11 protein-coding genes and 1 tRNA gene are annotated in these 12,141 nt (G+C 43.4%); 4 read left to right on the plus strand and 8 right to left on the minus strand.

Annotation, left to right across the window (positions count from 1 at the left end; translation table 11 throughout):
- Positions 1 to 13: 13 nt before the first annotated feature.
- Complete coding sequence (rimJ, locus tag I3B46_RS11750) at positions 14 to 601, minus strand: ribosomal protein S5-alanine N-acetyltransferase (RefSeq protein ID WP_004919428.1); 588 nt, start codon at positions 599 to 601, stop codon at positions 14 to 16.
- A gap of 177 nt (positions 602 to 778) precedes the next feature.
- On the opposite strand from rimJ, the gene mdtH reads away from it, so the two are divergent.
- Together mdtH and I3B46_RS11760 are read left to right on the plus strand one after the other, a co-directional pair.
- On the plus strand, positions 779 to 1,981 hold the full coding sequence (gene mdtH / locus I3B46_RS11755) for a multidrug efflux MFS transporter MdtH (protein ID WP_004919425.1): 1,203 nt from the start codon (positions 779 to 781) through the stop codon (positions 1,979 to 1,981).
- 124 nt (positions 1,982 to 2,105) lie between these two features.
- A complete protein-coding gene (locus I3B46_RS11760) occupies positions 2,106 to 2,666 on the plus strand; it encodes a lipoprotein (RefSeq protein WP_004919424.1) in 561 nt (186 codons plus the stop codon).
- A 219-nt stretch (positions 2,667 to 2,885) separates the two neighbouring features.
- Here I3B46_RS11760 and I3B46_RS11765 read toward each other — a convergent pair whose 3' ends face one another.
- Together I3B46_RS11765 and ghrA are read right to left on the minus strand one after the other, a co-directional pair.
- The gene (locus I3B46_RS11765) at positions 2,886 to 3,431 is read right to left on the minus strand and encodes a TorD/DmsD family molecular chaperone (protein WP_104873457.1); all 546 of its coding nucleotides are present in this window, start codon (positions 3,429 to 3,431) and stop codon (positions 2,886 to 2,888) included.
- Positions 3,432 to 3,579: 148 nt separating this feature from the next.
- On the minus strand, positions 3,580 to 4,521 hold the full coding sequence (gene ghrA / locus I3B46_RS11770; RefSeq protein ID WP_014658283.1) for a glyoxylate/hydroxypyruvate reductase GhrA: 942 nt from the start codon (positions 4,519 to 4,521) through the stop codon (positions 3,580 to 3,582).
- 318 nt (positions 4,522 to 4,839) lie between these two features.
- Here ghrA and I3B46_RS11775 point away from each other — a divergent pair.
- Positions 4,840 to 4,927 (plus strand) — tRNA-Ser (locus I3B46_RS11775).
- Positions 4,928 to 4,955: 28 nt separating this feature from the next.
- Here the strand turns inward: I3B46_RS11775 and I3B46_RS11780 are convergent.
- The 5 genes from I3B46_RS11780 to I3B46_RS11800 all read right to left on the minus strand — a co-directional run bounded on the left by I3B46_RS11780 (position 4,956) and on the right by I3B46_RS11800 (position 11,126).
- On the minus strand, positions 4,956 to 6,458 hold the full coding sequence (locus tag I3B46_RS11780) for an alanine/glycine:cation symporter family protein (RefSeq protein WP_004919417.1): 1,503 nt from the start codon (positions 6,456 to 6,458) through the stop codon (positions 4,956 to 4,958).
- An 82-nt stretch (positions 6,459 to 6,540) separates the two neighbouring features.
- Positions 6,541 to 8,025, minus strand: a complete 1,485-nt coding sequence (locus I3B46_RS11785) for an aldehyde dehydrogenase (protein WP_053110884.1) — start codon at positions 8,023 to 8,025, stop codon at positions 6,541 to 6,543.
- A gap of 11 nt (positions 8,026 to 8,036) precedes the next feature.
- Positions 8,037 to 8,900: a 4-hydroxy-tetrahydrodipicolinate synthase gene (gene dapA, locus I3B46_RS11790; protein ID WP_004919411.1), complete on the minus strand. Its 864-nt coding sequence runs from the start codon at positions 8,898 to 8,900 to the stop codon at positions 8,037 to 8,039.
- A gap of 18 nt (positions 8,901 to 8,918) precedes the next feature.
- Complete coding sequence (locus I3B46_RS11795; protein ID WP_004919408.1) at positions 8,919 to 10,166, minus strand: NAD(P)/FAD-dependent oxidoreductase; 1,248 nt, start codon at positions 10,164 to 10,166, stop codon at positions 8,919 to 8,921.
- A gap of 9 nt (positions 10,167 to 10,175) precedes the next feature.
- Positions 10,176 to 11,126, minus strand: coding sequence for a 4-hydroxyproline epimerase (locus tag I3B46_RS11800; protein ID WP_088499327.1), 951 nt, complete (start codon positions 11,124 to 11,126; stop codon positions 10,176 to 10,178).
- A gap of 151 nt (positions 11,127 to 11,277) precedes the next feature.
- Here I3B46_RS11800 and I3B46_RS11805 point away from each other — a divergent pair, with 151 nt between their 5' ends.
- The gene (locus tag I3B46_RS11805) at positions 11,278 to 12,093 is read left to right on the plus strand and encodes a helix-turn-helix domain-containing protein (RefSeq protein ID WP_014658279.1); all 816 of its coding nucleotides are present in this window, start codon (positions 11,278 to 11,280) and stop codon (positions 12,091 to 12,093) included.
- Positions 12,094 to 12,141 lie beyond the last annotated feature (48 nt).

A 12,141-nucleotide genomic window follows, 5' to 3' on the forward strand; every position in this document is an offset into this window, starting at 1 on the left:
CGTATACCGTTAATTAGGGTTTCACCGGTTTCCAATTTGCATCGGTTAACGCCGTAAGTACATGGTCACGCCACTGGCCGTCAATCTGCAAATATTGTTTGGCATACCCTTCTCGCTCAAAACCGAGACGAGCCAAAAGGTTACCGCTACGCAAATTGTGTGGCATGTAATTAGCCATAATGCGGTGCATCCCTTGATGTTTTTGCATATAACGGATAGCTTGTGAAAGGGCTTCATACATCAACCCTTGCCCCTGCCACTTTTCACCTAATGAGTAGCCTAGATAGCACGCATGAAAAGCACCACGCAATACATTACTGAAATTCGCCACACCCATCACTTCATTTTCTTGACTGTCTAAGAGTAAAAAATGATAGGCGTTTCCCTGACGATGCAGCTCGGTCATTAAATGTAAGCGACTATTCCAGCTTGATGGATTGAAATGTGAACTGTCTCGGGTTGGCTCCCAAGGTTTCAAAAATTCTCTGTTTTCGCTGTAGTAATCTGCTAATCGATAGCCGTCACGCTCATATGCTAACCGTACAACCATCCTTTCTGTCACAAGACGCACTTTTGGTTCATTTGTCCGATAACCAAACATCGTTAACCCTTTTAAAAATTAAATCGCCAGAGATGGCATAAGGATAAAAACACATTATCAATAACCATTAGGTATAACGATAAAAAAATATCATCTTCCCCTTTCTATTCTACTGATATTATTGATGAGAAACATTAAGAATCCTTCCCTCTTTATTATTTTTTACGATGGTGTGTCATGGCGCAGGTGTCACAGGCAAGAAGTCTAGGTAAATATTTTTTACTCCTAGACAACATGCTGGTTGTTCTCGGTTTTTTTGTCGTGTTTCCATTGATCTCTATTCGCTTTGTTGACCAGCTAGGTTGGGCCGCCGTCATTGTTGGCTTTGCTTTAGGTCTGAGACAATTTGTTCAGCAAGGACTTGGGATCTTTGGTGGTGCTATTGCAGACCGCTTTGGCGCTAAGCCAATGATAGTCATAGGGATGCTATTGCGAGCCTGTGGCTTTGTGCTCATGGCAATTGCCAATGACCCTTGGGTGTTGTGGCTCTCCTGTGTCTTGTCAGCATTAGGTGGAACACTATTTGATCCTCCAAGAACCGCATTAGTTATTAAGCTAACAAGGCCTTATGAGCGTGGACGCTTTTATTCTCTGCTGCTCATGCAAGACAGCGCGGGCGCCGTTATTGGTGCACTGATTGGTAGTTGGTTACTGCAATACGATTTCCATTATGTCTGTTGGGCTGGCGCGGCCGTCTTTGTACTTGCCGCTATTTGTAATGCTTGGCTACTCCCGGCCTACCGTATTTCAACGGTAAGAACACCAATCAAAGAAGGTATGAGCCGAGTACTCAAAGATACCCGTTTTGTGACCTATGTGGTCACGTTAGCTGGTTATTTTATGCTCTCTGTACAGGTTATGCTGATGTTCCCTATTGTTGTGAATGAAATCGCAGGCACGCCAACCGCAGTGAAATGGATGTATGCCATTGAAGCCGTTATTTCATTAACGTTACTTTATCCCATCGCCCGTTGGAGTGAAAAATATTTTCGCCTTGAGCAGCGTTTAATGGCTGGATTGTTTTTAATGAGTTTAAGCATGTTTCCTATCGGTATGACGAGCTCTTTACCTGTTTTATTTGGATTAATATGCTTATTTTATTTAGGCACTGTAACCGCCGATCCTGCACGAGAAACATTAAGTGCTTCACTGGCAGATCCACGTGCACGCGGTAGTTATATGGGGTTTAGCCGCTTAGGATTAGCTTTAGGAGGTGCTGTTGGCTACACTGGTGGAGGTTGGATGTACGATATTGGTCACCAATGGGATCTGCCACAATTACCGTGGTTTTTATTAGGTGTAATTGGTTTCATCACTCTTTGGGCACTGCATAAACAATTTAACCGTAAGAAAATTGAATCTGCCATGTTAAGTGGTTAATAACGGAGATATTTAGACTCTACACGCCCATAAATTTAAACTTTAACTAACAAAAATGTGGGTAAAAGGCCAATTAACCATAATTATAGGATAAGATAGTCAAGTTACTGTAAAAGGAGTGTTTATGAAACAATTTATATTGGCGGCTCTGATTGGCTGTTTGACTTTACTCACTGGCTGTAGCCAACTTACTGAATTTTCGATTAGCGAAAATACAGTTAATCAGTATCTTGCAAATAAAGTTAAATATAACAATAAAGTTGGTATTTCTGGCGTCGCGGATGCAGACATCCAATTAACCAACTTGAAATCAGAAATTGGTCGCAGTGAGCCGGGGAAAATCGCCTTAACGGGGGATGCCGCAGTCAACTTAGATACTTTATTAGGTAAAGCCGAGGCCAAAATAGCGCTTACCCTAACGGCTCGCCCTTATTTTGACGCTCAAGCAGGCGCCATTTACTTAAAAGAGCTGAACATCAGCCAATACACTGTCACTCCTGAGAGTATGGATACCGCTATTGCTGCCGTGATCCCATACCTCAACAGTTCATTAGAAACCTTTTTTGAGACACAACCGGTTTATGTGTTGAATCCAGAAAATAGTGCAGCTGAGGCAACGGCTAAAAAATTAGCAAAAGGGCTTGAAATCAAACCAGGCAAGCTCGTTATTCCTTTAGTTGACTAACATCCATAAAAATTTTCGATTGAAAACAGCACAAAAGGCAACGTTTTTAGACGTTGCCTTTTCTTTATCTACCTATATACCCGTTTATCAAAATGCTACGCGTTATACTTAATACCAATACAAAAACCTCTTAAGTGGCTTACCTCGTTTTTCTGATAGCCAATTTACATTGACAAGGTTCGCTTAGAGGCGGATTTTATTACACCAAAAGTGACGCTGTCACTCTGACTCTAATTCATCACGTAATGCAATCACTGCATCACGCGCAATTTGCGCCAGCGTACGATAAAATGCCGTTGTCGCATGAGCTTCCATTTTGCCTAGAAATGCACCATACCAACTCAATATAAAGCTATCAAATAGCTCAATTTGCGCCGCTGTTTCATCTTCTGCCGCTTGATCCTCAAGCCAAGATGCCGCCAATAAGAGCGCACCAAAGGCATCGGTTCTCGCGTTTGTCAGAGTCATCCCCCTCTCAACAAGAAATTCACGGATTTCCGCTTCCGCGATTTCATCATCATAATCATGGGCAAACACCGAAACCGCAGGTGTTTCTCCACCAAATAACGTTTGATAGTCGGCGGTAATCGCTGCCATATCAACCGATTTTGCCATGCGCGCCCAATACTCATCTTGCTCCAATGGCCAAGATGCCTTTAATTTATCTTGGGCTATCATATCCAGTAATGGCTTTACCACACTATCATCGGGGGAGCGCTGAAAGAGTGTTCCCAAAATACGGCAGACGATCGAAAATTCGTTCATGTCAGGTTCCTGTTTTCGCATTATACGGTGGCTTATCACCAGCATACTCTAAGTCATTTGAGGCGCAGCAAGGATAAGAAATGATGGCATGAAGAATATAAAGCAGTGCCATCAACCAAGCTGCAACCTGAAATAAAATAAGTATACCTTAATAACCGCGTTGCATATCAACAATCCCGACAGGTGTTTGCCCATTTTCAATGCGTTGAATATTGCTGCTGATCATGTCCATCGCTTCTTGCGGTAGTGTAATCGCGGCAATATGGGGTGTAATCGCAACGCGCGGGTGTGTCCAAAAAGGATGCATTTGTGGTAAAGGTTCACTGGCAAATACGTCCAAAGAGGCACCTGCAACTTGCCCCGACTCTAATGCTGCCAATAAGTCTTGTTCAATAAGATGCGAGCCACGAGCAAGGTTAATAATAAAGGCATTTTTTTGTAACTGACTAAATAAGCTTTGATTCAAAATTCCGACTGTTTGGGGGGTACTTGGCAATAAATTAATAATCACCCGTGTACCTTGCAGAAACGCCCCTAACTGTTCTTGTCCATAATAGCTCTTTACGTTGTTGAGCTGTTTTGCGCTTCGGCTCCACGTTCTCACATGAAAACCAAATTCCACGAGCCTTTTAGCCACCGCTTGCCCCAATGCGCCAGCCCCCATTACCCCGACGACAAACTCATCATGGCGATAGGCTGGCAACGGTTTCCATTGACGTTGCGATTGAAATTGGCGGTATTCATCCATTCGACGAAAGTAATAGAGGACTTTCGCCATCGCATACTCTTCCATTTGTAATGCCATGCCCGTGTCTTCTAAGCGCATTAAAGGCACGCCAGCAGGTAATGTTCCTGGGTTCTCATGCTCTTGCTTCAAAATGGCGTCAACACCCGCCCCCAACGCAAATATACCTTTCAGATCTTTTCGCCCTGCTAGACATTCATAAGGAGGGAGCCAAACCATAGCATAATCGGCACTTTGTTTATCGCCCCTAACCCATTGACGAATATTGGCTTGTGGAAGTCTAGCTTTCATGCCGTCGATCCACTCATTAGCATCAAAAAATGGATGATAAAATAGAATATTCATGACAACTCCTCTTATGTTTACAACAGAGTGTGCCGAAAATGTCTCATTTTCAAGCGAATACAACGGTTGATGAATGTTATGATGAGCATTTTGTTAAGCCGCTAACGAATTTTATAATTAATACTTGAAGTTTAAGTCGATCACAGATTCACCATTCAAGATTAGATAATAACCAAATTGTTTTATATTTAACTAAACAAGCAGTAAAACTGTAAAAAGCGCAAATAGGGAGTTGACGCAAGCCCGGCTTTTCCCTATAGTAGCGCCCCGTTGCAACACAAGTTATATCGTTTGTTAGCAACCTACATTTAAAAATACGGTGAGGTGTCCGAGAGGCTGAAGGAGCACGCCTGGAAAGTGTGTATACGGCAACGTATCGAGGGTTCGAATCCCTCCCTCACCGCCATTTTTAATCAAATCAATGCCCTCTTATGTTATTCCTGCTCTTCGGTTAATTTTCCAATCTGTTTATGTTGTGGTGATTGTGTTTGCGATTGATATTCACGACTGATCTCTTCCCATAATTGTGCATTTTCAACGCCCGCGACTTTCGGGTCGAAAACCGGATCGATTCCCAATTTTTCTTGGCGTTCATAGTCACGTAGTGCGCGAAGTGCTGGTTTAGATAAAAAGACTATCGCGATTAAGTTAAGATAACTCATACTACCAAACCCAATATCACCAAGGCTCCACATCATGCTAACGGACTGCACACTCCCCATAAACAGAATAAGCAAAAAGACCATTTTTAGGACCAACTTGAGAATGGGGTATTTGAGTTGGCGGTCTAGATAAACAATGGTTGTCTCTGCGATATAGTAATATGCCATCAAGGTGGTAAATGCGAATAAAAACACGGCAATTGAGACAAAACCAGAGCCCGTTGATTCAAATACTGTTGAGACGGCCATTTGTGTCCACGCAGTTCCTGCAGCCACTCCCGGGACATGTTCAATCAGCGCCGTTGCTCCTCCATCGGGGAAAACATTGTACATATTGGTAACTAGGATCATGAGCCCTGAAGCCGTGCACACCACAAGAGTATCAATATAGATTGAGAACGCTTGAATCAACCCCTGCTTCGCCGGATGACTCACTTCAGCCGCCGCCGAACTAAACGTGGCCTCCCCCGCACCCGCGACATTAGAAAATACAGCGCGTCGAACACCCCACGAAACCGCGGTACCGACGATGCCACCAAAAACGGCATCCATCCCTAAAGCGCTCCGAAAGATTAGGCTAAACATGGCAGGTACTTTGTCATAATGGCTACCTAAAATTATCACCATCATGACAATATAAGCGACCGCCATCAGAGGAACGATTTTATCGGCAGCACTGGCAATACGCTTAACACCGCCGAAAATCAACCACGCCATCAATAAGGTAATAATCACACCTGTAACGATAGGCGGAATGTTGAAAGACGTTTGGAAAGAGTCAGCAATGGTATTCGCTTGGATCCCCGGCACTAACACACCGTAAGATAGACAGATCACAGCAGCGACAATAATCGCAAATGGCTTTAGTTTTAACCCTTTTTCGATATAGTAAGGCGAGCCACCTCGGTATTGCCCATCGGAGCGTTGCTTATAGATCTGAGCGAGTGTCGATTCAATAAATGCACTAGCACCACCTAAAAGCCCCATCACTACCATCCAAAATATCGCCCCTGGCCCGCCCGCCGCAATGGCAGTAGCCACACCAGCAATATTACCTACACCTACCCGCCCTGATAGCGCAAGACAAAAAGCTTGGAATGAAGATATGCCCTCTTTTGATGATTTATTTTCTTTGAGCAAACAGACCATTTTAATCAAATAGCGAAACTGAACACCGCGTGTAGCTAATGTAAAATAGAGCCCGACACCGAGCGATAAAATCACTAATGCGTTGCCCCAAATGTATCCAACGAGTGTGTTAACGATGGCTTCCATATGAGTACTCCTTCGTTATTGTCATTATGTATTTGTAGGGATAAAAAAACCTGAACTTAACGCTGTTCAGGTTGTGAATAAATTAATGATTAATCATCCAAATGACTTTTGTTTGAGTATATTGTTCGAAAGCTTCTAATCCGTTATCTTTGCCGCCAAAGCCTGACTGCTTAAAGCCACCAAAAGGCGTCGTGATATTACCTTCACTAAATCCATTCACCGACACTGTGCCTGCATTAATTTGCCGAGCAACTTTCATCACTCGATGGATATTTTGACTATAGAATGAGGCCGCTAACCCATAGTGAGTATTATTAGCGAGGGCAATCGCTTCTTCTTCTGTTGCAAACGTTGACACGGCAAGTAAGGGTCCAAAAACCTCATTTTGGAATAATGACATCTCTGGAGTGACGTTATCGAATATTGTCGGCTCAATGTACCAACCACTGCCCATTTCACTGTGGATTTTTCCACCTGCAACAATATTTGCGCCCTGTTTCACAGAAAGATCAATAAATGACTTCACTTTCTCAAAGTGAGCTTTTTCAACCATTGGCCCAATGGAGACAGTTTCATCCATGGGATCACCAACTTTCCACTCAGCTAATGCTGCAACGAGTTTATCTAATAGCTTTTGACGGATACTTTCATGAACAATTAGGCGAGAGCCGCAACTGCAATTTTCACTCATATTCCAGAAAGCGGCTGATAGAATATGAGGCACAGCAGCATCAAGATCGGCATCTTCAAAGACCACTTGCGGGCTTTTCCCACCACACTCCAACACGATCTCTTTTAAGTTACTTTCAGCAGAGTATTTAAGGAATAACCGCCCCACCTCAGTCGAACCGGTAAAAGAGACAATATCGATATCCCTATGTCGACCTATCGCCTCACCCACTTTTTCCCCTAATCCGCAAATTAAGCTCAGAGCACCTTTTGGCACCCCAGCTTCATAAGCCAATTCAACCATTCGGTAAGCACTCAATGAGGTCAGCTCCGCGGGCTTTACAATCACTGAGTTCCCCGCAGCTAACGCTGGAGCAACTTTCCATGCAAACATTTGTGCGGGGAAATTCCACGGTAAAACAGCCCCCACAACACCAATGGGTTCATGAACAATCAACCCCAACGCCTGATGACCTGTCGGCGCAACTTTTCCAAACATTTTGTCCAGTGCTTCGGCATACCAATAAAAAGTTTCAATGGTCGCTGGCATATCTGTATTTAAGCATTCTGTGATTGGCTTACCCGCATCAACACAATCTAATGCAGCAAGCTCTTCCTGATGTAACTCAATCAACTGTGCCCAACGCAGCATGACTTGTTTGCGCTCTTGCGGCGACAAACCTTGCCAACAGCCATCACTAAAGGTTTTTCTTGCCACTGAAACTGCGGCATCGACATCTTGAGCATCACCATCGGCAATAAATCCAATAATGCTGTCATCAATAGGCGTTCTGGTTTCTAATTTTTCATTGCTCCCTTGGTAGTTTTCTATCAAGTTACCCGCCCACAATAAACCTGAACGAGCTCGCTCAAATACTGCTTCTTTGGTCATTTTCATGGCGTTTTTCCTTATTTTATCAAGGCGAGAAATTCACGTTGTTGTTGCGGTGAAATATTGGAAAGTGGCATTCTAACTGGCCCAACATCGACAGTACCCTTGATACAACCCGCTTTGGCTTTTTGGTTATAATCCCCAGATTCCATCGAATAAATTGCAGGATAAATTTCTGACATGATCCGTTTCGCCGTAGACCAATCCCCTTGCTGTGCGGCCTGATAAATTGCCACTTGCTCTGCTGGGAATACATTTCCAGCCCCCGCAATCCAACTTTTCGCGCCCCAAAAAAAGAAATCGACAGGCTGATCATCACAACCACAAATCACCTCAAAATTGTCGAATTGAGTTTGTAATAAACGTAGCGCTCGGCTGAAATCACCACTACTTTCTTTAATCGCAACAATATTTTTCACCTTAGATAGGTGTATGACAGTGTCGTATTCGATTTCGATCCCAATACGCGCAGGGAAGTTATACATAATGATGGGTAATGGTGTTGCTGAAGCAACCTGCTCATAATGCGCAATTACCCCTTGCTGATCCGGTAAACTGTATGGTGGCGGTGCTAACATCAAGCCTTCATAACCTAATGAAACCGCTTGCTCTGCACGCTTAATCGCCCCTTCTGTCGATAGGTCATTAATCCCTGCAATCAAGGTAACTCGCCCTTTGGCGACTTTACTCACGGTAGTCAGCACCACTTCACGCTCTTTCTCGTTTAATGCGTAATACTCCCCAGTCGTGCCACACACAACAAGTCCTGATACACCTTGTTCAATTAAGGTTTCAGTTAATTGTGCTAGCCCACTAACATTTAATGAAAAATCACTGTGAAATGGCGTCACAATTGGAACAATAATGCCGTGAAAATTCATGTGAAATCTCCTTAACTTTTATATAAATCGTTCAATGGAATAAGGTGAACAATCGATCGGTGTCGGCTGTTCTTTGAATAAGCTATGTACAATTTTTGCCGTGATGGCCGCTTGAGTTAGACCTAAGTGTTGATGGCCAAAGGCAAAAATATAAGGTCCTTTTTTATCAATCACTGGCAACGAATCTGAGAGAGTCGGTCTAAATCCCATCCATTCAGTTGCTTGCTCGCTATTTAGCGGTGTGTTAAGCATGGGATCAGCTAGAGGAATAAAGTGTCGAGCACGTTGCATATTGGCTGGACGTTTCAATCCCGCATATTCAACCGTACCCGCAAGGCGCAATCCACCTTTCATGGGCGTCATGATAAAGCGCCTATCGATACTTGAAACAGGAACGCTTAACCTACTTGCCTCTTTAGGCAACATAAGGTGATAGCCACGCTCTGTTTCAAGTGGAACACGTATGCGGCAAACCATCTTGACCAATGATTTAGAAAATGCGCCTCCTGAAATCACTACTCGCTGCGCCGCCAATTGTCCTTGTGAGGTTGTCAGGCGCACTGTATTACCTGAAGTGGTATGAATGCCCGTAACTTCACACTGAGAAAGTAACTCCCCCCCCAATCTCAAAAAGTGATTTGTTAATTGAGTATGTAGTGCATTGAGATCTACGACATGCCCCGTATCTGGGTAATAAAGCCCACCTAATTGATTACCAGCCAAAGCAGGCTCTCGTGCCAATAGTTGTGCCTGAGTTAATAGTTGATTTTTCACTCCTATGGAGTTGAGGTACTCACCTTGCTTTTGCAGTTTTTCATAGGAAGCTTCCCTCTCTGCCACCAGCAGTGAACCTTGAATTTTTACAAGATCAGCCAGTTGCCAGTCATCGCTGAACGCTTGCCACGCAGCCAGTGATGCACCATTAATTGTGGATAACGCATGATGAATACGTTGAAAGGGTTTATGTCGCATATTTCCCAACAAACGTAGTAACCAAGGCGTCAATGGCAATAAATAACGCCAATCGAGACGCAGTGCCCCTAGAGGATCAAACAACATCGCAGGAATCGATTTTAAAATTGATGGGTCAGCTACAGGGAAAACTTGCTCCGTCGCGATATGTCCAGCATTCCCCATTGATGCTCCAGCGCCGACCTGCTCTTTCTCGACCAGCAAAACATCTGTTCCATCCGCTTGTAATGTCAGCGCGATACTTAAGCCAATAATGCCGCCACCGATAACAATCACTGAACGTTTCTTATCCATATCAACCTCTCACGACACCGTGATCCCCCAACGAAATGGATCGGTTTCATCGATAAGCAAGGTATTACGCCCACTGATATAGGCCGTACCTCGAATGGTTGGGATAATGCCATTCCCATCAGCCCAGAGATAACTGGCTTCAAATTGGCTACCGATGACACTCGCTTGACGCCAAATTGCCCCTTCGTTTAACTTGCCATCAGCGGCTAAACACGCGAGTTTGGCACTCGTGCCTGTTCCACAAGGTGAACGGTCATAAGCCCCTCCGGGGCATAACACAAAACTTTGGCTATCGGCCTGTGAAGACGCAGCAAAAAGTTCAATGTGGTCAATTTCTTGGTCATCTTTGCCATAAATATGTTGTTCAACTAAGGCCGCTTTTATTTTTAAGCACGTTTCAGTCAACGCCTTAGTATTGCGGTGATGGATCTCTACCGGTGATTGCTCAACCAGAAAGAACCAATTTCCTCCCCAAGCAATATCCCCCGTCACCATTCCCACGTCAGGAACCTTCACCGCGACCGATTTGCGGTAGCGATAAGAGTAAACATTTTGGATACTGACACTGCCGTCTGGGTGCAATGTCGCCTGAACATCACCCACTGGCGTTTCAATGGTATGTTCGCCAACCGTAATTTTTCCTAGGTAAGCTAACGAAGCAATAAGGCCAATCGTGCCATGCCCACACATGCCTAAATATCCTTCGTTATTAAAAAAGATGACGCCCGCAGTGGCTTGTGGATTTTGAGGTTTGCAAAGTAGCGCACCGACTAAAATGTCACTGCCTCGTGGCTCTAATATGGTGGTGGTACGCCATAGGTCATGCTCGTGCCTTAAACGCTGTAAACGAGATGCCATAGAGCCATTACCAAGATCAGGAAAACCATCAATAACTAATCGAGTTGGTTCACCCGCCGTATGTGAATCAATTACCTCAATTTGTGTATAGCGCTTGTGCATATTGCATCCTCTGCTCACTTTAATTGTTAACAGAATGCTTGATTTTTGTTAAAGGATCTTGATATCTTTCGTGCTCACTGATGCGCAATTCGGCACAATATAAAAATATTTCAGAGAACTAATCATATTTGTTGAACTTGTTGGAGGCCGCATGATTAATTTAAATAAGCTGCTATTAATTAGTCAGGAAAATATGCTGTTTCCCGTTGATAATATTGAAATACTTTTAAATCACCTCGGGCTGGTCATGCCATTAATTAACACATTACCGAATGTCACTTTTTTTGTTAAAGATCGTAATGCCAAATATCTTCTTGCTAATGAGAACCTAGCCAAACGCTGTAAAATGGCTACGACTAACGATGTCATTGGGAAGCGAGCCGAAGATATTTTTCATCATGAGTTAGGTCGCAGTTATAGCTCTCAGGATTATCTGGTGATGCAAAAAAAGATCAGCGTCATTAACAAATTAGAATTGCATTTATATAAAGCAGGCATATTAGGTTGGTGCGTCACAACCAAAGTTCCTATCTTCAATACGCATAACCAAGTGATTGGTGTGGCTGGGATTTCGGTAGATTTGCAAGATGTAAAGTCGGTCAGTCAAAAATTAAACAAGCAGTTGGGTCAGGTGGAACAATTTATTAGCGAACACTTTGATATGCCAATAAAAATAACCACTCTTGCAGATATATCGGGCTTGTCTTTATCCCAACTAAATCGCCAATTTAAAGCCATATTCCACATAACTCCCCAACAATATATTCAAAAAAAACGTCTTGAACATGCGATTGAATTACTCGAAGAAGATTATTCGATTACTGAAATATCCATAAAATGTGCTTATGCTGATCACAGTGCATTTTGTCGGAAATTTAAAGAAATGACGACAATGACCCCAAGCCAATTTAAACGGATGAGGTTGAATATTGCCAATAGATATCACGTTGAAGAACAACTTGTTTAAATAATCTCATCCCAATAGAAGCTGTGTTATTACAGAAAACATCTTATT

This window comes from Providencia sp. 2.29 (genome assembly GCF_015832305.1).
Lineage (GTDB): Bacteria > Pseudomonadota > Gammaproteobacteria > Enterobacterales > Enterobacteriaceae > Providencia > Providencia stuartii.

Bases quoted from the DNA above. Each gene is read 5' to 3' on its own strand.
- I3B46_RS11765 (WP_104873457.1), bottom strand. From the start codon at position 3,431: ATGAACGAATTTTCGATCGTCTGCCGTATTTTGGGAACACTCTTTCAG.
- dapA (WP_004919411.1), bottom strand. From the start codon at position 8,900: ATGAATTTTCACGGCATTATTGTTCCAATTGTGACGCCATTTCACAGT.
- I3B46_RS11760 (WP_004919424.1), top strand. From the start codon at position 2,106: ATGAAACAATTTATATTGGCGGCTCTGATTGGCTGTTTGACTTTACTC.
- ghrA (WP_014658283.1), bottom strand. From the start codon at position 4,521: ATGAATATTCTATTTTATCATCCATTTTTTGATGCTAATGAGTGGATC.
- I3B46_RS11795 (WP_004919408.1), bottom strand. From the start codon at position 10,166: ATGGATAAGAAACGTTCAGTGATTGTTATCGGTGGCGGCATTATTGGC.
- I3B46_RS11800 (WP_088499327.1), bottom strand. From the start codon at position 11,126: ATGCACAAGCGCTATACACAAATTGAGGTAATTGATTCACATACGGCG.
- rimJ (WP_004919428.1), bottom strand. From the start codon at position 601: ATGTTTGGTTATCGGACAAATGAACCAAAAGTGCGTCTTGTGACAGAA.
- mdtH (WP_004919425.1), top strand. From the start codon at position 779: ATGGCGCAGGTGTCACAGGCAAGAAGTCTAGGTAAATATTTTTTACTC.
- I3B46_RS11785 (WP_053110884.1), bottom strand. From the start codon at position 8,025: ATGAAAATGACCAAAGAAGCAGTATTTGAGCGAGCTCGTTCAGGTTTA.
- I3B46_RS11780 (WP_004919417.1), bottom strand. From the start codon at position 6,458: ATGGAAGCCATCGTTAACACACTCGTTGGATACATTTGGGGCAACGCA.
- I3B46_RS11805 (WP_014658279.1), top strand. From the start codon at position 11,278: ATGATTAATTTAAATAAGCTGCTATTAATTAGTCAGGAAAATATGCTG.